At 59.4% G+C, this 23488-nt stretch carries 22 protein-coding genes; 10 read left to right on the forward strand and 12 right to left on the reverse strand.

Annotated elements, in window-relative coordinates; translation table 11 throughout:
* Positions 1-148: 148 nt before the first annotated feature.
* The 3 genes from ATU_RS05375 to ATU_RS05385 are packed head-to-tail and all read left to right on the forward strand — an operon-like array spanning position 149 to position 3439.
* The gene (locus tag ATU_RS05375) at positions 149-604 is read left to right on the forward strand and encodes a MarR family winged helix-turn-helix transcriptional regulator (protein WP_006314569.1); all 456 of its coding nucleotides are present in this window, start codon (positions 149-151) and stop codon (positions 602-604) included.
* Positions 601-2352, forward strand: coding sequence for an MFS transporter (locus ATU_RS05380; RefSeq protein ID WP_035256480.1), 1752 nt, complete (start codon positions 601-603; stop codon positions 2350-2352). The genes ATU_RS05375 and ATU_RS05380 overlap by 4 nt, the downstream gene beginning before the upstream one ends.
* A gap of 19 nt (positions 2353-2371) precedes the next feature.
* Positions 2372-3439, forward strand: coding sequence for an HlyD family secretion protein (locus tag ATU_RS05385; RefSeq protein WP_010971388.1), 1068 nt, complete (start codon positions 2372-2374; stop codon positions 3437-3439).
* Positions 3440-3709: 270 nt separating this feature from the next.
* Here the strand turns inward: ATU_RS05385 and rplI are convergent, their stop codons facing one another.
* The 5 genes from rplI to ATU_RS05410 all read right to left on the reverse strand — a co-directional run bounded on the left by rplI (position 3710) and on the right by ATU_RS05410 (position 7479).
* Positions 3710-4285 carry a 50S ribosomal protein L9 gene (gene rplI, locus ATU_RS05390; protein WP_006314572.1) on the reverse strand — a complete coding sequence of 192 codons (576 nt, stop codon included), beginning with the start codon at positions 4283-4285 and terminating at the stop codon, positions 3710-3712.
* Positions 4286-4299: 14 nt separating this feature from the next.
* Positions 4300-5274: a DUF2232 domain-containing protein gene (locus tag ATU_RS05395; RefSeq protein ID WP_010971389.1), complete on the reverse strand. Its 975-nt coding sequence runs from the start codon at positions 5272-5274 to the stop codon at positions 4300-4302.
* Between the two features lie 146 nt (positions 5275-5420).
* Positions 5421-5669: a 30S ribosomal protein S18 gene (rpsR, locus tag ATU_RS05400; RefSeq protein WP_003496832.1), complete on the reverse strand. Its 249-nt coding sequence runs from the start codon at positions 5667-5669 to the stop codon at positions 5421-5423.
* A 13-nt stretch (positions 5670-5682) separates the two neighbouring features.
* A complete protein-coding gene (rpsF, locus tag ATU_RS05405) occupies positions 5683-6144 on the reverse strand; it encodes a 30S ribosomal protein S6 (protein WP_006314574.1) in 462 nt (153 codons plus the stop codon).
* 291 nt (positions 6145-6435) lie between these two features.
* Entirely contained in the window at positions 6436-7479 is a 1044-nt protein-coding gene (locus ATU_RS05410) for an aldo/keto reductase (protein ID WP_010971391.1), read from the reverse strand.
* A 220-nt stretch (positions 7480-7699) separates the two neighbouring features.
* Here ATU_RS05410 and fabD point away from each other — a divergent pair, with 220 nt between their 5' ends.
* The 7 genes from fabD (at position 7700) to gmk (ending at position 14768) form a co-directional block, all read left to right on the forward strand.
* Entirely contained in the window at positions 7700-8644 is a 945-nt protein-coding gene (fabD, locus tag ATU_RS05415; RefSeq protein WP_035256483.1) for an ACP S-malonyltransferase, read from the forward strand.
* 78 nt (positions 8645-8722) lie between these two features.
* Positions 8723-9460, forward strand: a complete 738-nt coding sequence (gene fabG / locus ATU_RS05420) for a 3-oxoacyl-[acyl-carrier-protein] reductase (protein ID WP_006314577.1) — start codon at positions 8723-8725, stop codon at positions 9458-9460.
* A 351-nt stretch (positions 9461-9811) separates the two neighbouring features.
* Entirely contained in the window at positions 9812-10048 is a 237-nt protein-coding gene (locus ATU_RS05425; protein WP_003502080.1) for an acyl carrier protein, read from the forward strand.
* Between the two features lie 251 nt (positions 10049-10299).
* Positions 10300-11562: a beta-ketoacyl-ACP synthase II gene (fabF, locus tag ATU_RS05430; protein ID WP_006314579.1), complete on the forward strand. Its 1263-nt coding sequence runs from the start codon at positions 10300-10302 to the stop codon at positions 11560-11562.
* Positions 11563-11925: 363 nt separating this feature from the next.
* Positions 11926-13146 carry an endolytic transglycosylase MltG gene (mltG, locus tag ATU_RS05435; protein WP_010971394.1) on the forward strand — a complete coding sequence of 407 codons (1221 nt, stop codon included), beginning with the start codon at positions 11926-11928 and terminating at the stop codon, positions 13144-13146.
* A 66-nt stretch (positions 13147-13212) separates the two neighbouring features.
* Positions 13213-14100 carry a YicC/YloC family endoribonuclease gene (locus ATU_RS05440; protein ID WP_010971395.1) on the forward strand — a complete coding sequence of 296 codons (888 nt, stop codon included), beginning with the start codon at positions 13213-13215 and terminating at the stop codon, positions 14098-14100.
* A 5-nt stretch (positions 14101-14105) separates the two neighbouring features.
* Complete coding sequence (gene gmk, locus ATU_RS05445; RefSeq protein ID WP_010971396.1) at positions 14106-14768, forward strand: guanylate kinase; 663 nt, start codon at positions 14106-14108, stop codon at positions 14766-14768.
* Between the two features lies 1 nt (position 14769).
* Here gmk and ATU_RS05450 read toward each other — a convergent pair whose 3' ends face one another.
* The 7 genes from ATU_RS05450 to ATU_RS05480 all read right to left on the reverse strand — a co-directional run bounded on the left by ATU_RS05450 (position 14770) and on the right by ATU_RS05480 (position 23222).
* On the reverse strand, positions 14770-15393 hold the full coding sequence (locus tag ATU_RS05450) for an alpha/beta hydrolase (protein ID WP_006314584.1): 624 nt from the start codon (positions 15391-15393) through the stop codon (positions 14770-14772).
* Between the two features lie 71 nt (positions 15394-15464).
* Entirely contained in the window at positions 15465-16295 is an 831-nt protein-coding gene (gene rsmA / locus ATU_RS05455; RefSeq protein WP_006314585.1) for a 16S rRNA (adenine(1518)-N(6)/adenine(1519)-N(6))-dimethyltransferase RsmA, read from the reverse strand.
* Positions 16295-17317 (reverse strand): 4-hydroxythreonine-4-phosphate dehydrogenase PdxA, encoded by a 1023-nt coding sequence (gene pdxA / locus ATU_RS05460; protein WP_006314586.1) that lies wholly within the window; start codon positions 17315-17317, stop codon positions 16295-16297. Before pdxA ends, rsmA begins: the two co-directional genes overlap by 1 nt.
* A 26-nt stretch (positions 17318-17343) precedes the next feature.
* Positions 17344-18291 (reverse strand): SurA N-terminal domain-containing protein, encoded by a 948-nt coding sequence (locus tag ATU_RS05465; protein ID WP_006314587.1) that lies wholly within the window; start codon positions 18289-18291, stop codon positions 17344-17346.
* Between the two features lie 295 nt (positions 18292-18586).
* Complete coding sequence (locus ATU_RS05470) at positions 18587-20968, reverse strand: LPS-assembly protein LptD (protein ID WP_010971397.1); 2382 nt, start codon at positions 20966-20968, stop codon at positions 18587-18589.
* Complete coding sequence (gene lptG, locus ATU_RS05475; protein WP_006314590.1) at positions 20968-22056, reverse strand: LPS export ABC transporter permease LptG; 1089 nt, start codon at positions 22054-22056, stop codon at positions 20968-20970. Before lptG ends, ATU_RS05470 begins: the two co-directional genes overlap by 1 nt.
* Positions 22053-23222 carry an LptF/LptG family permease gene (locus ATU_RS05480; RefSeq protein WP_010971398.1) on the reverse strand — a complete coding sequence of 390 codons (1170 nt, stop codon included), beginning with the start codon at positions 23220-23222 and terminating at the stop codon, positions 22053-22055. Before ATU_RS05480 ends, lptG begins: the two co-directional genes overlap by 4 nt.
* Between the last annotated feature and the right edge of the window lie 266 nt (positions 23223-23488).

The raw sequence follows: 23488 nt of genomic DNA on the forward strand, positions 1-23488 counted from the left end.
ACAAGGTGCCGGGAATTTTCCGGCAACGTGATTCGCTGCCATGAGTTTACCGCATGGCAGACCCGGCATGAAAGAAACTTGAAAATCGTCAGGCTTAAGAATAAATAGGCAGAAAATAAGTAGTGTGCTAATTATAAGGCTTACTGACATGTCCCGCGAGACCGACAAGGAGCAGCTTCTGGATGAAGTCTCCGCTTTCACCCGCAAACTGCGCGCGTTTTTCGATGCGCGGGTAGGGGAAAGCGGCCTGACGCTTGCCCGTGCGCGGGCGCTTTTTGCGCTCTCACGGCGCGGTCCGCTGACGCAGACGGAACTTGCCGAGGAAATGGAAATCGAAACCCCGACGCTGGTGCGGGTGCTTGACGGCATGGAGAAACAGAACCTTATCGAACGCCGCTCCGATGAGAACGACCGCCGCGCCAAGCGCATCCATATGACTGAAGAAGGTGAGAAGACTTCGGGCACGGTGCAGGCGGTGGCAAAGTCGCTGCGTTCGGAAATCACCGCCGATATTTCGTCTGAAGATCTGGCCATGGCGCTCGACGTGATGCGCCGCCTTTCGGCCAATCTGCAAAACCTCGCAGCCGGGAGGGCACAATCGTGAGCAGCACATTGCCGCAGACCACAGGCGATGCCACTTCCCAAAATACCGAGGTGACCGCCAAATCCTCCGAGCTTCCGGAAAAGGACGCGACTGTACCGCCAGATACTGCCAGCACGGCCGAGACGATGGTGGAAGCCGCCATTCCCGCCGCGCCACAGCCGGTGGAGCGGCCGTTATGGCTCCGGCTCTGTTTCATCTTTGCCGGCCTGTCGTTTTTCATCACGCAAGGTCTGGGCATGAACCTCGTCATGGCCAATATCTACCAGTTGCAGGGTGAGTTCTCCGCGACGGTGGCCGAGGTCGCCTGGCTTTCCGCCGCCTACATGGCGCCTTATGCCACCTTTTCCATCGCGCTTTTTAAGGTACGGGCACAATATGGCCTGCGGCCCTTTGCTGAACTCTCGATCATCGCTTTCGTCGTTGCCTCCTGCCTCAATCTTTTCGTGACGGACCTGCATTCGGCGATCGTCATCCGCTTCGTCAGCGGCATGGCGGCGGCGCCGATCTCCTCGCTCGGCTTTCTCTATATTCTCGAGGCCTTTCCGCCGGCGCGGAAATTCTCGCTCGGCTTCAGCATCGCGCTGACAGGCACCTTGCTGTCGGCGCCACTCGCCCGCATCGTGTCACCCTCCCTGCTGGAAATCGACGGCTGGAACGCGCTGTATTCCATGGAAGTGGGTTTTGCGTTGATCTCGCTCGCCGTGATCTATGTTCTGAAAGTCACGCCGCCGCCGCGCGCGAAAGTCATCGAGCGCATGGATATCTTGAGCTACGTGCTGTTTGCGGGTGGTCTCGGTTGCCTCGCGGTCATGCTCACGCTCGGCAGGTTTTACTGGTGGTTTGAAACGTGGTGGCTTGGGGCGCTGCTGGCGACATCCATTGCGCTTCTGACACTGATGGCCTTCATCGAACTGCCGCGCAAGAACCCGCTGCTTGACCTGCGCTGGATTTTTTCCAAAACCAACCTGCATGTGATGGCTGTGTTGCTTATCTACCGCGCGGTTTCTTCCGAGCAGTCCTCAACCGCTGTCAGCTTTTATCAGCAACTCGGCCTCTTGAACGACCAGACGACAACGCTCTACGCCCTTGTGCTGCTGGCGACCGTACTGGGCGGCGCGGCCTGCGCCTGGCTGATGTTGAGCAAATATGTCGATACGGCCCATGTCATTGCACTCACGCTGATCGCTGCCGGTTCATTTTTGGACAGCCAGTCCACCAACATGACTCGGCCGGAACAGATGTATTTCAGCCAGATGATGATCGCTTTCGGGGCAGCCATGTTCCTGCCGCCGGTCATGGCCAAGGGCTTTGCGGCGGCTCTTGGTCGGGGAGCGCCCTATCTGGTGAATTTCATCGCCATCTTTCTGTTCACCCAGATCACCGGCTCGATGCTGATGACTGGTCTGCTCGGCAGCTTTGTGACCCTGCGTGAAAAGTTTCACTCCAATATTCTGGTGGAGAATATTCTCCTTACCAATCCGCTGGTTGCCCAGCGCGTGTCCCAGCTTTCCGGGGCTTACAGCCACGTCATTACCGATCCGGCGCTGCTGAAGGCCGAGGGCCTGACATTGCTTGCCCAGCAGGTCAGCCGGGAAGCCTATGTGCTGGCCTATAACGATACGTTTCTGCTCATCTCCGTCGTTTCCGCGCTGGCGCTGGCAGTGCTTTTAATCCACCTTGTCTGGATGCGTGTCCGACCTTTCCTGTCGCGGGAAAAGACCGATACTGCGCCGGCGCTACAGTCATGAAAATTCCAAGAGTGACAAAATGCTGAAGAAGTTTTTTACCCCCGTTTCCATCCTCGTGCTGCTCGGCGGCATCGCCGGCGTTGCGCTGGTGCTTTACGCCTGGCGGCTGCCGCCTTTCCTGTCCACCGTCGAAATGACCGACAACGCCTTCGTGCGCGGTTATGTGACGACCATGAGCCCGCAGGTCAGCGGTTATGTCGTCAATGTCCCGGTGAAGGACTATCAGGAAGTCAAGCAGGGGACGCTGCTGGCCAAGATCGATGACCGCATCTACCACCAGAAACAGGCGCAGGCGGAAGCCACGCTCGATACCCACAAGGCAGCACTCGACAATTCCCGCCAGCAGGAAAATGCCGCCAATGCCAATATCCGCTCCAGCGAGGCGGCTGTCGACAGTGCCGAAGCCTCACTGAAGCAGGCGCAGCTCGCCTCCGACCGGCAGGATAATCTGATCAAGAGCGGCGTCGGAACTTCCAGCCTTCAGGAAGAAGCCCATGCGGCGCTTGAAAAGGCGCGCGCATCACTGTCCCAGGCGAAAGCGGCGCTCGAGGTTTCCCGTCAGGATTTGCAGACCATCATCGTCAACCGCAGCTCGTTACAGGCGGCCGTCGCCAATGCCGAGGCCGCCGTTGAACTCGCCCGCATCGATCTTGCCAATACCGAGATTCGCGCGCCGGTGGATGGCAGGCTCGGCGAAGTCGGCGTGCGCACCGGCCAATATGTCACCGCTGGCACGCAACTGATGGCCGTCGTTCCGCATGATGTCTGGGTTATCGCCAATTTCAAGGAGACCCAGCTCGCCGGTATGCAGGTGGGCCAGCCGGTGACGATTTCGGTCGATGCGCTGCATCGCCGCAAGCTGACCGGCCATGTGGAGCGCTTTTCGCCCGCCACCGGCTCGGAATTCGCCGTCATCAAGCCCGACAATGCGACCGGCAATTTCGTGAAGATCGCCCAGCGTCTCGGCGTGCGGATCGTGATCGATGCGGATCAGCCGCTCGCGGCGGAGCTTTCGCCTGGTATGTCGGTGGTGGTGCATCTGGACAAGAGCAAGGCGCCTGATGGGGCGGAGACGGCGGCGAAGTAGTTGGTAAAGGTTGGAGGGTGTGGTTTATACCCCCCTCTGTCCTGCCGGACATCTCCCCCTCAAGGGGGGAGATCGACTCGTGGATAGGGCTCGCCCATCTCAACGTTAGCGAATGAAGTGGTGGTAGCGCCTCCTGCCAATCTCCCCCCTTGAGGGGGAGATGCCCGGGCAGGGCAGAGGGGGGTAAACCTCTCCGCAAACTCGAAGCTTGCAAACAAAAACCCCGGATGTCGCCATCCGGGGTTTTCCTATGACCACAAGGGCCAGATCTTATTCGTCGTCTTCGTTGCCGTCAGCTTCCGGATCAAAGAAGTCTTCCGGACGCAGGGCATCTTCGTCAACGCCGTAGATGGCGTCAGCGGAGGTGAGGCTTTCGCCCTTGGACTGACGTTCGGCTTCTTCGGCGGAACGGGCAACGTTCAGCTCGACCTGAAGCTCGACTTCGGCGTGCAGGTGCAGGGTAACGTTGTGCAGGCCGATGGTCTTGATCGGCGTGTTCAGTTCAACCTGGTTGCGGCCGATGTTGAAGCCTTCGGCGCCGAGGATTTCGACGACGTCGCGGGCAGCAACAGAACCGTAGAGCTGGCCGGTTTCGCCAGCCGAACGGACGACGATGAAGGACTTGCCTGCAAGCGCTTCGGCAACCGTCTGGGCTTCCGACTTACGCTCGAGGTTACGGGCTTCAAGCGTTGCGCGCTCGGTTTCGAAACGGGTCTTGTTGGCGGCGTTGGCGCGCAGCGCCTTGCCCTGCGGCAGCAGGAAGTTACGGGCATAACCGTCGCGAACCTTGACGGTTTCGCCCATCTGACCGAGCTTGTTGATGCGTTCGAGAAGAATAACGTCCATCTTCTTGATCCTTTCTATGGTTTGGTTTCGTTCGTTGTGTCGTTTTTCCGTGCCGGCGTCAGAGAGATCGTGCTGCGCACGTCGCTCAGGCCGAGCACGAGAATGATGAACAGCGGAAAGACAAAGACCGCCGAGAGATAAGCGAGGATGAGAACCGGCAGCCGCCAGTCCTTGCCGCGCGCCTTTTTATGCAGCGAGGCATAACCCGCCATCAGGAAGCCCGCGCCGAAGGTGCCGCAGATGACGGCACCAATCATGGCGGCGACGCCCCCGAAGAACATGGCGACGATGCCGCCAAGAAAGATGAAGATCGCGTTGCGGTGCATGCGCAGCGCAGAAGCAATGTCTTCGCGCGGGCGAAGGCCCTTGCCGAAGGAGCCGACCAGCCGGGTCGCGACATAATAGGCCGCAAACAGCAGGATGACCCAAAGACCGCCCTGGACGATCGGCAGCATCAGCACCAGCAGCGACTTCGTCTGGGTAAGTGCTTCGGCATTGGGTTCGAACAGGGGTTCGCGGTTCTGTACCGAGGTCATCATGATATCGACCATGCGGGCAACGAGATCGGGACCGTAACCGATCATCCAGCCGAGAATGACGACGGCGACGGAGACCAGAATGCACAGATGCAGCACGATGCCGGACAGCGGATACCAGGCGAGCAGATCATCCGGGCCGCCGAGTTCGGAGGCCGGGCGCGCCAGATTGGCGAGATGCGAAAGCCAGCCCGCCGGGATCAGCGTGAAGATCGCAATGGTCAGCGCAAAAAGCGGCGACATGACGAGCGCGCCGATGATGGCGGTGGTGATGATAGCGATAATGGCGGCGCGGTTGCCCCAGCCCATGCCGGCGATGAAGATGGGCATGGCCGAACCGGCATAAAGCAGGAAAGAAAGCGACGACTGTGCCGTTGCGCCAAGCGTTAAAAACGCGGCGCATATGCCGGCGAGAACGCCGGAGATCAGCACTGTCTGGTTCAACTTTTGCACGTCGCTGTCCTGCTGAAACTAAGCAGTTAGAGGATCGCTCCTGAGAGCCTCATCCCCAACATGGGTTTTATGGTATCGATCCGCGCCCAACGCGGAAGGATTTGCAAAAGCGAGGCCGCGTCGAAACGCAGCCTCGCTTCAATTCATTACGCTACGACGTAAGGCAGCAGGCCGAGGAAACGGGCGCGCTTGATCGCCTGGGCGAGTTCGCGCTGCTTCTTCTGGGAAACGGCCGTGATGCGGGAAGGAACGATCTTGCCGCGCTCGGAAATATAGCGCTGCAGGAGACGAACGTCCTTGTAGTCGATCTTCGGAGCGTTTGCGCCGGAGAACGGGCACGTCTTGCGACGGCGGTGGAACGGGCGGCGTGCCTGGGAAGAGGATGTATCAGCCATTGGTCAATTCTCCTTATGCACGGTCTTCGCGCGGACGGCGCGGACGGTCTTCGCGGTCGCCGAAGCCACCTTCGCGCGGCGGACGCGGACCACGATCTTCACGCGGGCCACGGTCCGGACGGTCGCCGTCACGGCGCGGACGGTCGTCACGGTCGCGCTTCTGCATCATCGCGGACGGGCCTTCTTCGTGGGCTTCGACGGCGATAGTCATGTAGCGAAGAACGTCTTCGTTGATGCGCATCTGGCGCTCGACTTCATGAACTGCAGCCGCCGGAGCGTCGATGTCCATGAGAGCGTAGTGAGCCTTGCGGTTCTTTTTGATGCGGTAGGTGAGGGACTTCAGACCCCAGTTCTCGACGCGTCCGACTTTACCGCCGAACGATTCGATAACGCCCTTGTACTGCTCGACAAGTGCGTCGACCTGCTGGGCAGAAATATCCTGCCGGGCAAGGAAGATGTGTTCGTAAAGAGCCATTTAAGCTTTGCCTTTCTTGCGTTTCGTCCTTCACCCGGCAACGGCGCTAAGCCTCAACGACTGCTCCTGGTTAGGCGATAAAGCCTTAAAGCAAGAAAAGCGTTGTTCGAGACGGTCGAGAGCGGAGACACGGGAGGCCGGAAAAACCTTATGGTTCCTGCTGTTCCGTTACCGGAACCAGCCCTCCGTTCAGCCACCAGCCAATTGGACCGGGTGTTGTGAACAGCGCGCTTATACGCAAATTTGCCCGGAATGCAAGGGCAAAGGGCGAAAAAGCGCGCTGTAATCGTGTCAGATCGGCATCGGATATTGCCGGTGGATCGCCGCAATACCCTTCAGCAGGTCTTCCGACAGGGCCACATCCACCGCCGCAATATCCACCTTCAACTGTTCCATGGTGGTCGCGCCGATGATGGCAGAGGCCATGAACGGGCGGGTGAGGCAGAAGGCGATGGCGAGCTGGGCCGGGTCTACCCCGTGTGCGGCGGCAAGGTCCAGATACGCCTTGACCGGCGCTTCCTGATGCGGCTGCAGGCGGCCGCCGAGATCCTTGTTGATGGTGCCGCGCGAGCCCGCCGGGCGGGCGCCGTTCTGGTATTTGCCTGTCAGCAGCCCCGCCGCGAGCGGCGAATAGGCGAGCAGGCCGACATCCTCGTGATGGGCGACTTCCGCCATGTCGAGGTCGAAGCTGCGATAGAGCAGGTTATATTCGTTCTGGATGGTGGCGACGCGCGGCAGGCCGTTGGCCTCGGCGATATCGATATATTTCTGTGTGCCCCAGGCGCTTTCGTTGGAAAGGCCGATGGCGCGAATCTTGCCCGCCTTCACCAGTTCGCCGAGCGTCTCGAGCTTTTCGGTGATTTCGGCAAGCGTGCGCTTGGTGTCCTGCCCGGAAGCATCGAAACCCCAGGCGCCGCGGAAATGGTAGGTGCCGCGGTTAGGCCAGTGAATCTGGTAGAGGTCGATGTAATCGGTCTTCAGCCTCGTGAGGCTGGTATCCACCGCCTCGCGGATCGAGGCGGCATCGATGTCGCGACCGCCGCGAATATAGTCACGGCCCGAGCCGGCGACCTTGGTGGCGAGCACGACCTGGTCACGCTTGCCGGTCTTTTCGAACCACGCACCGATATAGTCTTCCGTTCGTCCCTGCGTTTCGGCGGAAACGGGGGTGGTGGGATAAAGCTCGGCCGTATCGAAGAAATTGACGCCGTTTTCGATGGCGTAATCCATCTGCGCATGCGCTTCGGCTTCAGTGTTCTGCGTGCCCCACGTCATGGTGCCGAGGCAGATTTCAGACACGGAGATGCCCGTGCGACCCAATAGTTTCTGTTTCATGGAGGTATCCCGGTGCTTGGCCAGTTTTGGAAGGTGGTGTGAAACTAATCGGGAATTGCCGCAGTGCAAGAAAAAATATGACTAAAAGAAAGGGGAAAACGGGTTTGTAAAACCCCGGGCAATGGCCCGTTATAGGGCTTCAAGCTTGACTTCGCCGACGGGAATGTGAATGGAAGTCCGAAAGAATAAAGGCAAGGCCAGACAAGAAGGACGACATCCCATGGGTATTGCATTCACATTTCCCGGTCAGGGAAGCCAGGCCGTCGGCATGGGCAAGGAGCTGGCGGACACCTACCCGGAAGCGCGCGCCGTGTTTCAGGAAGTCGACGACGCGCTCGACCAGAAGCTTTCCGACATCATGTGGAACGGACCGGAAGAAACGCTGACGCTGACGGCCAACGCTCAGCCGGCGCTCATGGCCGTTTCGATGGCGGTGATGCGCGTTCTGGAAGCGCGTGGCCTGAAGCTGTCCGATACGGTGTCTTATGTGGCCGGCCATTCGCTCGGTGAATATTCGGCGCTCTGTGCCGCCGGCACCTTCTCGATTGCCGATACCGCCCGTCTTCTGCGCATCCGCGGCAATGCCATGCAGGCCGCCGTGCCGGTCGGCGAGGGTGCCATGGCTGCAATCATCGGGCTCGAGCACGATGCCGTTTCCGCCATTTGCGAGGAAGCCGGCATTCTCGGCGTCTGCCAGATCGCCAACGACAATGGCGGCGGCCAGCTGGTCATTTCTGGTAGCAAGACTGCCGTTGAAAAGGCCGCAGCGATCGCTTCCGAAAAGGGCGCCAAGCGCGCCATCATGCTGCCGGTTTCCGCCCCCTTCCACTCCGCGCTGATGGCGCCGGCGGCGGAAGCGATGCGCGAGGCGCTGGCGAAAGTTGAAAAGCACAATCCGGTCGTGCCTGTTGTCGCCAATGTGCGCGCCGCTCCCGTTTCCGACGCCAATGAGATTGCCGCTTTGCTGGTCGAGCAGGTGACGGGCCAGGTGCGCTGGCGCGAGACGGTGGAATGGTTTGCCGCCAATAACGTGACCCAGCTTTACGAAATCGGCTCCGGCAAGGTGCTGACAGGCCTTGCCCGCCGTATCGACAAGACGGTGAACGGCGTTGCCGTCAACGGTGCGGCCGATATCGACCAGCTGCTAGCCACGCTTATCGGCTAAGGCGGAAGAGCCCCATAATATCCATCGGGCGCGACAGCGCCAACCATTTGGTCCGAAGCTCTAAAGAAGGAATAGGACATGTTAGATTTAACAGGCCGCAAAGCCCTCGTAACCGGCGCGACCGGCGGCATTGGTGAGGAAATCGCCCGCCTTCTGCACAAGCAGGGCGCAACCGTCGGCCTGCACGGCACGCGCGTTGAAAAGCTCGAGGCTCTGGCGGCGGAACTTGGCGACCGCGTCAAGATTTTCCCGGCTAACCTTGCCGACCGCGCCGAGGTCAAGGCTCTCGGCGAAAAGGCCGAAGCCGAGCTGGAAGGCGTCGACATTCTCGTCAACAATGCCGGCATCACCAAGGACGGCCTCTTCGTGCGCATGAGCGACGAGGACTGGGACAACGTCATCGAGGTGAACCTGACGGCGATGTTCCGCCTGACACGTGAACTGACGCATCCGATGATGCGCCGCCGTTTCGGCCGTATCATCAACATCACCTCCATCGTCGGCGTCACCGGCAACCCCGGCCAGGCCAATTATTGCGCCTCCAAGGCCGGCATGATCGGTTTTTCGAAGTCGTTGGCGCAGGAAATCGCCACCCGCAACGTCACGGTCAACTGCGTGGCACCGGGCTTCATCGAAAGCGCGATGACCGGCAAGCTGAACGACAAGCAGAAAGACGCCATTATGGGCGCCATTCCCATGAAGCGCATGGGCACCGGCGCCGAGGTTGCGTCGGCCGTTCTTTATCTGGCTTCCAATGAGGCAGCCTACATGACCGGCCAGACCCTGCACGTCAACGGCGGCATGGCGATGATCTGACGGCGCTCCCCGCCGTCGTGAAAAGGATTGCGGCGCTGTTTAAGCACCTTCTTGGGTAGCTTGCGCCGCAAGGCCCGACTTGCCGGTTTTCGGCGAAATTGCCTGTCATACGCTGTGCTTAGCGCGTTTTCAGGCTTTTCGACCGATTGAAACCATGTTAAGCGGGCCAAGACTGTGAACAGTCGTCCCGGAGAGACAGGAAGCCGTTGCGATTTTGCGTGACGATGTCTAGCTTGGACCGGGTTGAACGGGTTTGCCAGCGGTGCCGGATTTGAACGGCGCATGAGGGCTTCTAACAGGGCAGGGTGCCGAAAGGCATTCCCTTTCAAAATAAAGGTCGAGGAAACCGACATGAGCGATATCGCAGAACGCGTAAAGAAAATTGTAATTGATCATCTTGGCGTTGACGCCGACAAGGTTGTCGAAGGCGCCAGCTTCATTGACGATCTGGGCGCTGATTCGCTCGACACCGTTGAACTGGTCATGGCTTTCGAAGAAGAATTCGGCGTTGAAATTCCCGACGACGCAGCTGACTCGATCCTGACTGTCGGCGACGCCGTCAAGTTCATCGAGAAGGCCCAGGCCTGATCGACCTTCATCGGGAAGGTGACATATCTTCCCGTCTTGGCCCGGCTTGTCCGGGCCAATGTTTTATAGGCAGCCGGTACGTGCCCCGAAGGGTGTGCGTTCCCGATGTCGCAATGGGTCACGGGCCGCGACGGCGCTGCCTGTAACCTTCATACAAAGATTAGACATACTGCAGCCTGCTGTGCGTGCTATCCCATGGTGCCCGGTGTTGCAGAAAGACCGATGATTTGGATAAGGGCGGAGCATTGGCGATGAGGCGTGTCGTTATCACCGGTACCGGCATGGTATCTCCTCTTGGATGCGGAACGGAAGTGACCTGGGAGCGGCTGTTGGCCGGCCAGAATGGTGCCCGTCTCGTGACTGAATTCGAGGTCGAAGACCTGCCCGCAAAGATCGCCTGCCGCATTCCCGTCGGCGACGGCTCCAACGGCACCTTCAATGCCGATGACTGGATGGAGCCCAAGGAACAACGCAAGGTCGATCCTTTCATTCTCTACGGCATGGCTGCCGCCGACATGGCGCTTGCCGACGCAAACTGGCATCCGGAAACGGACGACGACCAGATCGCTACCGGCGTTCTGATCGGCTCCGGCATTGGCGGTCTGGAAGGCATTGTCGAGGCGGGTTACACGCTGCGCGACAAGGGCCCACGCCGCATTTCTCCATTCTTCATTCCCGGCCGTCTGATCAACCTCGTATCCGGTCAGGTTTCCATTCGCCACAAGCTGCGTGGACCGAATCATTCCGTGGTAACGGCCTGCTCGACCGGCGCACACGCTATCGGCGACGCCGCCCGACTGATCGCGCTTGGCGATGCCGAGGTCATGGTCGCCGGTGGTGCCGAATCGCCGGTCTGCCGCATTTCGCTCGCCGGATTTGCCGCCTGCAAGGCGCTCTCCACCCAGCACAATGACGATCCGCAAAAGGCCTCGCGCCCCTATGATCGCGACCGCGACGGTTTCGTCATGGGCGAGGGTGCCGGCATCGTTGTTCTCGAAGAACTCGAACACGCCAAGGCGCGCGGCGCGAAGATTTACGCCGAAGTCGTCGGTTATGGCCTGTCCGGCGATGCCTTCCACATCACGGCGCCGTCCGAGGATGGCGACGGTGCGTATCGCTGCATGTCCATGGCGCTGAAGCGCGCTGGCCTCACGCCTGACGATATCGACTATATCAACGCCCACGGCACCTCCACCATGGCCGACACGATCGAGCTTGGCGCGGTCGAACGTCTGGTCGGCGAATCTGCTCCGAAGATTTCCATGTCTTCCACCAAGTCGGCCACCGGCCATCTTCTCGGCGCTGCCGGCGCAATCGAGGCGATTTTCGCGACGCTTGCGATCCGCGACAATATCGTTCCGCCGACGCTCAACCTCGACAATCCCGATGTCGAGACGAAGATAGACCTCGTGCCGCACAAGGCCCGCAAGCGGCAGGTCAATGTGGCGCTTTCGAATTCCTTCGGTTTCGGCGGCACCAACGCATCGCTCGTGCTGCGTCGTTACGAAGCATAATCGCGGCGGCGACACGCCGTCGCTGAAGGTGTCCCGCGCCGCAAGCCGTTCGTGGTTTCTGCGGCGCTCCCTGCGGGCGCTGACAAAGCATGTTCTTTCCTTTGAAGAACAGATTGCGGCTTGCGAAAGCCATTCCGCTTTTCGCGCCGATATTGTAGTCGTTTATGGAAGGCGTTTGCCGGTTCGGGATACATCCGGCCGCGAGCGGCTTTCTCCAGCGGCTTTGTCCGAAACGATGGTCGTGAAGCGCAATATCAGGGCTTCACGATATCTCCATGTGGTGCGGGACGGCATTCCGAACCTGTTTTTGCCGCATTACCTGCGCAAAAAGCGCTGACAACGCCGAACTGAAAAGGACCGACGGTGAGCGATACGAATCAGAACAGCCAGGGACCATCAGGACAAAACGGCGCGGGCGAAGGCAATCGCGGCCCGATCATCCCAAAGTCCCCGACCGAGGCGCTGCGGCCGGAAAAAGTGCCGGCGCCGCCGAAGCGTTCCCGCAAGGCCCATGGCCAGCTGGTGATCTTCCTGAATTTTCTGATGACGCTTGCCGTTGCCGTCTGCGTGCTGGCCATTGCCGCCTTCTATTACATGATCAATGCGTTTCAGGAGCCCGGTCCGCTCGAAACGAACACCCATTTCACCGTCCGCAACGGTGCTGGCCTCATCGAGATCGCCAATAATCTCGAACGCAACGACATCATCTCCAACGCCCGCGTTTTCCGCCTCATGACCGGCAGCTATCTGCAGAAGGATCAGACGCTGAAAACCGGCGAATATGAGATCAAGGCCGGCGCATCGATGAAGGACATCATGCTGCTGCTCGAATCCGGCAAATCGATCCTTTATTCCGTATCGCTGCCGGAAGGCCTGACCGTAAAGCAGATGTTCGCGCGCCTTGCCGCGGACGAGGTGCTGGATGGCGAACTGCCCGCGACGCTGCCACCCGAAGGCAGCCTGCGCCCGGATACCTATCGTTTCACCCGCGGCACCAAGCGCGAAGAAATCATCAGCCAGATGAGTGCGGCGCAGGACAAGCTGATCGACATGGTCTGGGAGCGGCGCGATCCCGACCTGCCGATCAAGACCATCGAGGAATTCGTCACGCTCGCCTCGATCGTCGAGAAGGAAACCGGTAAGGATGACGAACGCGCCCATGTCGCCTCCGTCTTCTATAACCGCCTGAAGAAGGGCATGCGCCTGCAATCCGATCCGACGATCATCTACGGTCTGTTCGGTGGCGACGGAAAGCCGTCCGACCGGCCGATCTACCAGTCGGACCTGCAGAAGCAGACGCCGTTCAATACCTATGTCATCAAGGGCCTGCCGCCATCGCCCATCGCCAATCCGGGACGGGCAGCACTTGAGGCAGTCGCCAATCCATGGCGCACGGATGACCTTTATTTCGTGGCCGACGGCACCGGCGGCCACGTCTTTGCCAAGACGCTTGAAGAGCACAACGCCAATGTCCGCCGCTGGCGCAAGATCGAAGCCGAAAAGGCTGCTTCCGGCGGCAATCCCGATGTGGTCGTGGATGGTCAACCCGGCGGCGCCGAGGCGGAAAAACCTGCCAACAACTGATAATCTCGACCGGGCCTTGTCATCCACAAGGCCCGTTTTGCGCTGCATGACAGGGGGCTTCCAGATATGACATTGCAATCGATGACCGGCTTTGCGCGCAGCGAAGGAACCTCCGGCCGTTACCGCTGGGCCTGGGAATTGCGTTCTGTGAACGGCAAGGGGCTCGATGTGCGCCTGCGTCTGCCGACCGGTCTTGAAGCACTCGAAACCGGCCTGCGCGAAATTGCGAGCGAGCATCTTTCCCGCGGCAATATTCAGGCGGGCCTGACGCTGGCGATTGCGGAAAACCGGCTTGAGGCCGTGATCAACCGCGATGCGCTGGCCGCCGTTCTGGCACTCAAGAAGGAGCTTGGTGATGTCGTCGATGACAAGCCGCTGAGCTTCGATACCTTGCTCACTTTGCGCGGTCTGGTCGATTTTCGAGAGGCGGAAGACGACGCTGAAGCGCAGGCAGCGCGCAATGGTGAGGTGCTTGCCGGTTTCGCCGCTGCCGTGGAAAAGCTGAAGGACATGCGCGAGCGGGAAGGGGCATCGCTGTTTGCTATCCTCTCCGGCCATATCAACCGTATCGAGCAGCTCGTGGACATCATCGAGAATGATCCATCCCGCCAGCCCGAGCAGATCGCGGCACGGCTCGCCCAGCAGATCGCCCTCATCGGTGACGGCATGCACGGGCTCGACCGTGACCGCCTGCATGCCGAGGCGGCGCTGATCGCCACTAAGGCGGATCTGCGTGAAGAGATCGACCGGTTGCACGCCCATGTCCAGGCTTCACGCGAACTGTTGGAGAATGGCGGACCTGTTGGCCGCAAGCTCGATTTTCTTGCACAGGAATTTAACCGCGAGTCGAATACAATCTGTTCCAAATCGAATGCCAGTGCGGTAACCGCAGCGGGCATAGAGTTGAAAGTGGTGATCGACCAGTTTCGCGAACAGGTCCAAAATCTGGAGTAGACCCCATGGTCCCGGTGAATAATTCTCCCGTCACGATTGCCCGTAGAGGGCTGATGCTGGTGATTTCTTCGCCATCGGGCGCAGGCAAATCCACGATCGCGCGTAACCTGCTCGAAAAAGACAAGAATATCAGCCTGTCCGTCAGTGTGACGACACGTCCGCGCCGCCAGAGCGAGATCGAAGGCATCCACTACCACTTCATCTCCAAGCGTGATTTCGAGCGCATGCGCGATGGTGACGAACTGCTGGAATGGGCAGAAGTTCATGGCAATTTCTACGGCACGCCGCGCGAACCGGTCGAAGCGGCGATGGCCGCCGGCCGCGACATGCTGTTCGATATCGACTGGCAGGGCGCCGAGCAGCTTCAGGACAAGATGAAGGCCGACGTCGTCTCGATCTTCATACTGCCGCCGACCATGACCGAGTTGCAGTCACGCCTGCACCGTCGCGCCGAAGATAGCGAAGAGGTCATCAAGACCCGCCTCCTCAACTCCCGTGCAGAGATCGAACATTGGCGCGACTATGACTATGTCATCCTCAACGACGACCTGCAGGCCGCCTTCGAGGGCATAGAGGCGATCGTCAAGGCCGAACGCGTCCGCCGCGACCGCCGCCACGGCATGTTCGACTTCGTGCGGTCATTGCTCGAGGAAGAGCCGAAGCTCTGATTTACGCGATAGGCAAGCGTGCCAGCCATTGACGTGACAATCTTTCGTCTGCCGCGTCTTCCGCCCAGCCATGGCCCGTATTGATCGTCTCCAGCACGGCATCAGCGCCGGCTGACGTCAGTTGCTCGGACAAATGCGGAGCATCGGAGGGGTGACGCCGATCGTCGCTGGCGCCCGCAAGCAGGAGTACGGGATACCCCGCAAGGTTCGGAAGAGATTGATCCTTCCTCGGAGATAACGGGCGAAGCAGGATGGCGCCTTTGGACAGGTGATGCGCCTGACATATCGTTTCAGCCGCGATGATCGCGCCGTTCGAATATCCGACGAGAATCGGTCTTCGCCCCGTTTGCTGAAACACAAAGGCGACGAAGTGGCACAGTCTGGTTGCCTGATGTTTCAGATCGTCAATATCGAGTTCTCTGTCGGGTTTTCTGCGAAAAAATGCGAAACCATTCTCCCAGGCAACAGCGCCTCTCGGCGCATAGAGTGCACCCGTGGGAAAGACGGCACGGCCAAAAGAAATGAGGTCATCTTCCGTTCGTCCCGATCCATGCAGCAGGACGATAGCGCAATCGGGCGTTCCGGCGGGAATATCGAGCTTATAGTGAAAACCGGCACTCTCCACGCACTTGTTCCTCTATTCGCAGGTATCCACGAGCCCTTGGCGCCGTTCGGAACAGCGAGCAAGTGCAGAATTTACAGGCAGTTCGCCAGCGTCACGAATTCTTCCACCGAGAGCGTTTCCGCCCGCCGCGTGGGATCGATGCCCGCCTTTTCCAGCAGGGTTTCTCCACCAAGGCTCTTGACGCTCTGGCGCAGCATTTTGCGGCGCTGGCCGAAGGCCGCCTCCGTAACCCTTTCAAGTTTGGCGACGTCGCAGGGCAACGGCTTGTCCTTGGGCAGCAGATGCACGACCGTCGAGGTCACCTTCGGCGGTGGGCTGAAGGCCTGGGGCGGAACGTCGAAGGCCATTTCGGAAACGGTGCGCCAGCCGGCGAGAACGCCGAGGCGGCCGTAGTGATTGTCGCCTTCTTCGGCCACGATGCGCTGGCCCACTTCCTTCTGGAACATCAGCGTCATGGAGAGCCAGAAGGGCGGCCACTCCCTCGGCAGTAGCCAGTTGACCAGCAATTGCGTGCCGACATTATAGGGCAGATTGGCAATGATGCGCACAGGCTCGCCAGCGGGAACCAGCGCCTCGAAATCCGTCTTCAGCGCGTCGCCCTCGATGACCTCGAGTCGTCCGGGATAATGCGCTTCGATTTCCGCGAGAACGGGCAGACAGCGGCTGTCGCGCTCGACGGCTATGACCTTTTTCGCGCCAAGCGACAGAATGGCACGGGTGAGGCCGCCGGGGCCGGGACCGACCTCGATCACCGTCACCCCATCGAGCGGTCCGGCGGTGCGGGCGATCTTCTGGGTCAGGTTGAGGTCGAACAGGAAATTCTGACCAAGCGATTTCTTCGCATCGAGCCCGTGGCGCTGGATGACATCGCGCAGCGGCGGCAGTCCATCGATGGCGGCCATTACGCGCCAACCCGGCTGCGGGCATAAATCTCCGCTGCCATCTTCAGCGCCGCGACAAGGCTCGTCTCACTGGCAATGCCCTGGCCGGCAATGCCGAAGGCAGTGCCATGGTCGGGTGACGTGCGGATGAAGGGCAGGCCGAGCGTGACATTGACCGAATCGTCAAAGCCGAGCGCCTTGGCCGGAATGAGTGCCTGATCGTGATACATGCACACCGCCACGTCATAACGCTTGCGGGCGGCATCGTGGAACATGGTGTCGGCGGGCAGGGGGCCGAAGGCGTCGATGCCGTCCTTCCGCAACCGTATGGTCGCGGGATGAACCACATCACGATCCTCGGTGCCGAGCGCGCCATCTTCACCCGCATGCGGGTTGAGACCGGCGACGGCGAGGCGTGGCGCCGCGATCCCGAATTTTTCCCGAAGGTCCGTATCGATAATGCGGCAGGTTGTTACAATCAGCTCTTCAGTCAGCGCGGTTGGCACATCCTTGATAGGGATATGGATAGTGACAGGCACGACCCGAACCTTGGGGCCGGCGATCATCATCACCGGTGTTACCGGCTTGCCCGTCTGACGCAGCGCGAGATCGGCCAGGAATTCCGTATGGCCGGGAAAACCGAATCCGGCTTCGTAAAGCACGGATTTCGCAATCGGATTGGTGACGACAGCCGCAGCCCTGCCTTCAACCGTCAGGGAAACGGCCATCTCGATGGCCTTGATCGTCGCGTGGGCAGCGCCGACATGCGGCTGACCCGCCTGCACGTCAAACCCGACAGGAAGAGGAAGGATGGGGAAAGCGCGCTCGAACAGGCTAACGGCGCTTTCCGGATCGCAGGTCTCGATATTGACCGGCACGCCGATCAGCGCCGCACGGCTCGCCACCACATCGGGATCGCCGATGAAGATAAATGGCGGCACGCCGTTCTCCCTGCGCTTTGCCCAGGCGTTGATGGCGATATCGGGGCCGATACCGGCTGGATCTCCCTGGGTCAGGGCAAGCGGCAGGGATGCATGTGTCACGGAAAGACCCGGCTCTCGTATCAATATCAGGTGTTGACGATCTGCGCCTTCTTGCGCAGTTCCTCGATATATTTCTTCTCGTTCGGGTTTTCGCCGTCCTTGGCCTTCATCAGGTCTTCAGACTTGAACACCATTTCCGCGGCATAGTCGTCGGAAACCTGACGTTGCTTGCAGATGGCCAGATATTCGACGCCCTTCTCGGTCACACGCGTGCCGGTGGTGCCGCCTTCCTTGGTTTTCTCCACCAGCGCCTTCCAGTCTTCCGGCAGTTCCGGCGCGAGAATGCGTCCGAGATCCTTGATCGCCACGTCACGCATGGTCGCGGCAAAGCTCATGGCCTGGTCGCAGCCAGGATAACGCTTGCGCGAGGCTTCTGCCTCGGCCTTGCGCTTGCCGGTGATGGCGTTGCGCTTTGCTTCCGGGATGACGAAGATGACCTGCTGCAGAAAATATTCCGTGGTTACGGGCTTTTCGCCGCGTTCCTTCAGGCGGGTGACGAGATCCTGGTTCGACATCTTGCCGCGGGCGCCATAACGGGCGTTGACGAGGCGCGGCCAGCTCATCTGAACGGCGATGAAGGCTTTGAAGTGCTCGGCGCCAACACCCGCCTGTGCAAGAACTTTTGTCAGTTGCTCGGGCTTCATTTTATTATTGCCGGCAAATCGCGCGAAGGCTGCATCGACGTCCTGCGTACTGACCGACATCTTCACGCGCGCAATCTCTTCGCGCTTCAGAGCCTCGTCGACCAGCTGTTCGCGAGCTTTTTCGTTGAGATTGCCCGACTGGCGCTGCAGCTTCAGGAAGGCAACACGTCTTGCAATATCATCGTTGGTGATGGGCGTCTTGTTGACGACGATCTTGACGGTACTGTCGGCGAAGGCCTGGCCGGCATAAGGCACAACGGCCATGGGAACGGCGAAAATCGCAAAGGCAAAAGCAGCGCCACGCAAAGCCGACTTTCCGAAATTCATCATATGCTTCTCCCTTTCGTCGGCCAGGGTCCTTGCCCTGTTCCGCCAATCTGTTCCGCCCGAAGCGGGGAGTATTCAACTCCCCGGCTTTTCAGACCTGCACCTGCGCATCCGCACCGCGAATTTGCCACGTATATATCATCGCGATCCGCAAGACGGCAATGTGTCGGTTTGTTGAAAGAAAACCCTATAGGTTTCATGTCCGGCCGACACTGGCGTGTTGTTGCGGCAAAACCGTGGCTTTACTGAGCAAATGGCAAAAAGGCAGGCCACGATGCTGCGTGACCTGCCTTTAAACTCAGTAGTTGTTTGGTTTCCAGCCGATGTCCATGTCGTTCCAGTCCTCATTGGCCGAACCGACGCTGACGTCGCCGAGCGTGCGGAAGGCGAGGCGCGCATTGATCGACCAGTCATTGGCGGCCTGACGGCTGGAATTGATATTGCCCTCGTCGGAATAGCTGACCGTCAAGATCGTGCATTCGTCCTGATAGGCAATGCCGATACGACGCTCTGCGGCAAATTTTCCGTTCAGATCGTAATTGATCGAGCCGAACAGCGACCAGTTGTCGTCCATGCGCAGCGAACCGGAAGCCTGGATGATATCGCGGTTTTCGTTATATCCGTATTCCGGCTGTGCCTTGACCTGCGTATAGCTGAGCTTGCCGTTGATGCGGCGATCCGAATAGCTGATGCCCGTTTCAGACCGGTTGATTTCGAAATTGTCCTTGTCGAGACGCAGGCTCGAGGACAGCGAAAGACCGATCGGTGCATCGAAGGCGGCCATGGCGACATAATCCGAACGATCGGATTCGAGGCCGGAATTGGCGCCGACATTCAGCAGGTCGTAGGAGGCGAAGGAATTTTCGCCCGCCAGATGGAAGGACTGACCGGCAATGGCGCGGATGCCGTAACCATTGTCGAACGTGCCGTTATAACGGAAGCCAATATTCGCACGCGTGCCGCCTTCGATCCGGTCGAAGCCGGAGAACTTGTCACGCTCGAACAGGTTGGTGGCGTCGAACACGAAGGCCTGCGCATCCTCGTTCGGGAAACGACCGGCATATTGTTCGTTCGGCCGCACGAAGATTTGCGCGATCGGCTCGATGACGTGATTGCTGTTCAGCGCCGTGAATAGCCATGGGTAACGCAGTTCGAGGCCGCCGGTAACCATGCCGCGCAACGCTGCGTCGTCATTGATCATGCCTTCATAGGCATAGGACGTACCGCCGGAGGTGAAGCTAGCCGCGGTCATGTCGGTCCACAGCGCGTCGCCGCGCGCCGCAAGGATCGGCGTGATCTGCAGGCCGCTATCCATCGTGATGGTGCGCTTCCATTCCGCTTCGGTGGTCCAGCGCGTATACGACCCTTCCAGACCGTTGAAGCGCGGGAAACCGCCCATCGCGTAGGAATCCTGCGTCGAGCGGCTGATGCTCGTGAAGTTCGTCGTCAGCGAAAGTTCGCCGCCATAGATCGGATCCGGCAGGAAGTAACGATAGTCTACAACAGGATGAACGATCGCCTGCTTGCGTTCCTTCAGCTCCGAATTATCCGTGTCCTGCACATTGAAGTAATAACCGCGGGCATCGAAGCTGTTACGCTCGCCAGTGCCCGTCAGATAAATCTGATTGGTCTGGACGTCGTTCTTGTAGCCCTTCAGGCTATAGGTACGCGAGAAATTGTTGTCGGACTGCACCATGGCGTCCCAGCCGAAAGCCCAGCGTGGGTTGATCCTGAAATCACCCTTGGTCGCCACCATGCCGCGCTGATCGTTCAACGCGTCACTCGTTCCGGAGATGAAGGTATCCGAAGACTGCTGGCTGATGCCGGCAATCGTCAGCGTGTGCATGCCGGTCTCGAAACGCTGGCGCAATTCGGCCTGAAGGAGCAGACCCTGTTTTGTGTAGTAGGTCGGCGTGACCGTGAGGTCGGACGTATCGGACAGAACCTGGAAATAGGGAACACCGATACCGAAGCCGAGCTTGTTGGTCATACTCATCTGCGGGAACAGGAAACCGGACTTCCGCTTGACCGTATTATCCGGAACCGTGAGGAACGGGATATAAGCGATCGAATGGCCGAAGAGTTGCAGGCGGGCCTTTTCCAGCCGCACCGTATGGGTCTTGCCGTCCTGAATGACGCGCTCAGCCTTGACCTGCCACAGCGGCGCCTTTTCGGGGCGTTCGGCGCAGGGCAGGCAGGCGGTGTAAACGCCGTTATTGAGGACCATCGTGTCGCTGTTGAGACGCTCAGCGCTTTCACCCGCGATACGGGTATTATCCGTGGTCTCAACGCGCAGGGCATTCACGAAGCCCTGGCCGAAATCGTCGGTGACGTCCATTTCGTCGGCATAGATCTTGTTGCCGCCCGGCTCGATCAGTTCGATGTTGCCATGGGCAATCACGCGACCGGTCTGCTGGTTGTATTCCACTTGCTGGGCCACCATGCGGTAGCCCGAATAATTCATGCGAACCACACCCTTCGCGATGACGCGCTGGGAATCGCGGTTATAGGTCAGTTCATTTGCTGTAAGCAGGAGTTTCGAATCGTCTTGGCTTGCCGACGCAAGCAGTCCATCCTGGCCGAAAGCGACCGGGCTGGATGCCAAATACGCGCACACAGCGGCACCTGTCAGAAGGGCCGTCCAAAGCCGCCTGATATTCCCGCGGTCATATACCGCCACTAGCCGTCCTCCTGATGAAGCAGAATGGTTGCCCCCAAAGCCAACGCCACGATAACTGGAACCCAGACCGCAACGGTGGGAGGGACAACACCACCACTCCCGAATGCCCTTACGAGCACGGTTACTACATAAAGCACGAAGCCGGAAACGATTCCACCCAGAATCACGGAGCGCGACTGGGCGAAGCGGCTGAACTTTAATGAAACGGTCGCGGCGATCAAGGTCATCGCGACCAGAAGAAGGGGCGTCGATAGCAGGAAATGATACTGCGTCTCAAGCGCCTTTGAAGATAGTCCAAAGGACTTTGCAACTTCGATCTTGTGAGAAAGGTCAAAGAAAGCAACGGTTTCCGTCTGCGTCATACGCTCCTGGACGAACTCCCGTCTCAGATTGGTACTGATCTGCATGCTTTCTTGCCGAACTGGCACATGTCCGGCGCGCGTTTCTGAAACGCCGTTAAGAAGCCAGTAACCATCTTCCAATTTAGCCGACTTCGCATCCTTCCGCGAGACGATGTTTCCGTCCTTGTCGACGTCGATGAGAACCACGTCGAGAAGCATCGTTCCGTTGTCTTCGAAGCTCTTGGCGCCGATGATCGTATCCTTGCCGCCGCTCGACTGGCGCATCCACGGAATGATCTCCTGCTGGCGGCCGCCACCTGCGTCGTTGCGCAGGCCGGCTTCCATGGCCAGCGACTTGTTCTGGCCCCACGCGGCGATGGGGTTGAGGACCATAACGGACAGGATGCCGATGAAAACCGCGCCGAGCACGAAGGGGAGGATGAATTGCCAGGCGGAAATGCCCGCGGCACGCGTCACCACCAGTTCGTAACGCCGGTTGAGCGAGATCAGCGTCGTCATGCCGACGAAAAGCGCGATGAAAGGAACGGTCTGCTGCAGGATCAGCGGCAGGCGAAGCGCGGTCAGGCCAAGCGCAGCCGGCACGGAATAACCGGGCAGGCCGGACATACGCCGTGCCGTCTCGCTGAAATCGGCGAGATAGATGATCGACGATACGCCGAGCACGAACCAGATGGTCGTCATCAGATATCGCTTCAGGAAATACCGGGCGAGCGTGTTGAAAATCATGTGTTACCGCTCCCCGGGTTTTTCACCATCCGGCTGGAGAAGAGACGGCGCAGGCGACCCGCCGCATCCACGATCACCTTCGGCATTTTCGGCTTGCGGCCGGTCATCAGCACGAAGGCGGCAGCAGCACCGCTGAGCCCCGGCACGGCATAGACCAGCGGAATGAAGGCAGCACTCTGCTTGACCTGATTGGTGACGTAAAAACCGAGCCAGCGCAGCATGAAGGCAGTCACCAGCGCGGCGACCATCGGATGCAGGCGTGCTTCGCGGTGCGACCGGGAATCGGCTGCGATGGCGAGCGAAATCAGCGCGAAGGAGAAGGCGAACATCCAGTCCGACAGGCGCTTGTGCAACTCGCTGCGGAAGGTCTCCGGCGAGCGCTTGTAGCTCGCATTGTTCTCGTCCGGTGAGAGAAGGAAGCCGAGGCTAGCGTCACCGGGCGAAAGCGACGGCTCCGAATCCTGCTTTTCCGACATGGTCGAAAGGTCGAAGGCGTAAGACAGGAACTTGACGATCGAGACCTTGCCGTCGGGCGTCTTCTGCTGCACTTCGCCGTCCCGCATGGTCAGCGACGTGCCGCTTTCATCGATCATGCCTTCCTTGGCATAATAGATGAGGTCGAAATTCGGATCGCGGCGGTCGGCCACGAACAGGCCCTTGAGGATACGGCCCTGCCGCTGGGCGATCTGCACGTAAAGGCCGTCCTGAATGGTGCGGAAGGTCTTTTCCTCGATGACCGAAGACAGCAAGTCGGCATAAGCGGCGGCCACCATCTGCCGGGCGGAGTTGCGCGCTGGCGGCTCGATGAAATTGGTGATGGTGAAGGAAAACAGGCTCAGAACGGCGGCCAGAATGAGAACCGGGCGATACATCACTGAACGCGGCGCTCCGGCCGCATCGATGATGGCAAGCTCGGAATCATTGTTCATCGTCGTGAAGATCTGGGTGATGCCGATGACAAGCGCAAACGGCAGCACGACGGGGATAAGCGTCGGCAAGATCATCGTCGCGAGCGCCATGAAGGAACCCATCGACTGGCCCGTATCGGTCACGAGATTGATTCTCTGGAGAACCTGGATGGTCCAGATGATGGCCAGCACCGGCAGCAGCGCGACCAGAAACATCTGCGTTGTCCGCCGCAGGATATAGTTCTCGAGAAGCTTCATACGGCCCTGTTCGATATTGTTTTTACGTGCGATCGCTCGCCGAATTTCCGCCTATCTAATCGCATCGTTGGCAATTGGCTATTCCGGCATGCTCACAAATATGTTTTGCGCGATGATTTTTCCACGCCCTGTGTCTTTTTGTGGAACAAGCTGTCGGTTTCATGACGTGATGTCGTCTTCCACAAAAATGCCTTTCCTTTAACGACTGTAGGCCTTTAAAGAATGCGGGTTGCGCCCCGGGCCGAAAAGGCCATGATCACGCGCAT

The organism is Agrobacterium fabrum str. C58 (assembly GCF_000092025.1).
Lineage (GTDB): Bacteria > Pseudomonadota > Alphaproteobacteria > Rhizobiales > Rhizobiaceae > Agrobacterium > Agrobacterium fabrum.

What these genes read in the sequence shown, in the direction of transcription:
- gmk (WP_010971396.1), top strand. Translation starts at nt 14,106, where the DNA reads ATGGTCCCGGTGAATAATTCTCCCGTCACGATTGCCCGTAGAGGGCTG.
- ATU_RS05375 (WP_006314569.1), top strand. Translation starts at nt 149, where the DNA reads ATGTCCCGCGAGACCGACAAGGAGCAGCTTCTGGATGAAGTCTCCGCT.
- fabF (WP_006314579.1), top strand. Translation starts at nt 10,300, where the DNA reads ATGAGGCGTGTCGTTATCACCGGTACCGGCATGGTATCTCCTCTTGGA.
- ATU_RS05465 (WP_006314587.1), bottom strand. Translation starts at nt 18,291, where the DNA reads ATGATGAATTTCGGAAAGTCGGCTTTGCGTGGCGCTGCTTTTGCCTTT.
- rpsF (WP_006314574.1), bottom strand. Translation starts at nt 6,144, where the DNA reads ATGGCTCTTTACGAACACATCTTCCTTGCCCGGCAGGATATTTCTGCC.
- ATU_RS05480 (WP_010971398.1), bottom strand. Translation starts at nt 23,222, where the DNA reads ATGAAGCTTCTCGAGAACTATATCCTGCGGCGGACAACGCAGATGTTT.
- lptG (WP_006314590.1), bottom strand. Translation starts at nt 22,056, where the DNA reads ATGATTTTCAACACGCTCGCCCGGTATTTCCTGAAGCGATATCTGATG.
- rplI (WP_006314572.1), bottom strand. Translation starts at nt 4,285, where the DNA reads ATGGACGTTATTCTTCTCGAACGCATCAACAAGCTCGGTCAGATGGGC.
- ATU_RS05385 (WP_010971388.1), top strand. Translation starts at nt 2,372, where the DNA reads ATGCTGAAGAAGTTTTTTACCCCCGTTTCCATCCTCGTGCTGCTCGGC.
- fabD (WP_035256483.1), top strand. Translation starts at nt 7,700, where the DNA reads ATGGGTATTGCATTCACATTTCCCGGTCAGGGAAGCCAGGCCGTCGGC.
- ATU_RS05440 (WP_010971395.1), top strand. Translation starts at nt 13,213, where the DNA reads ATGACATTGCAATCGATGACCGGCTTTGCGCGCAGCGAAGGAACCTCC.
- rpsR (WP_003496832.1), bottom strand. Translation starts at nt 5,669, where the DNA reads ATGGCTGATACATCCTCTTCCCAGGCACGCCGCCCGTTCCACCGCCGT.
- rsmA (WP_006314585.1), bottom strand. Translation starts at nt 16,295, where the DNA reads ATGGCCGCCATCGATGGACTGCCGCCGCTGCGCGATGTCATCCAGCGC.
- ATU_RS05410 (WP_010971391.1), bottom strand. Translation starts at nt 7,479, where the DNA reads ATGAAACAGAAACTATTGGGTCGCACGGGCATCTCCGTGTCTGAAATC.
- fabG (WP_006314577.1), top strand. Translation starts at nt 8,723, where the DNA reads ATGTTAGATTTAACAGGCCGCAAAGCCCTCGTAACCGGCGCGACCGGC.
- ATU_RS05425 (WP_003502080.1), top strand. Translation starts at nt 9,812, where the DNA reads ATGAGCGATATCGCAGAACGCGTAAAGAAAATTGTAATTGATCATCTT.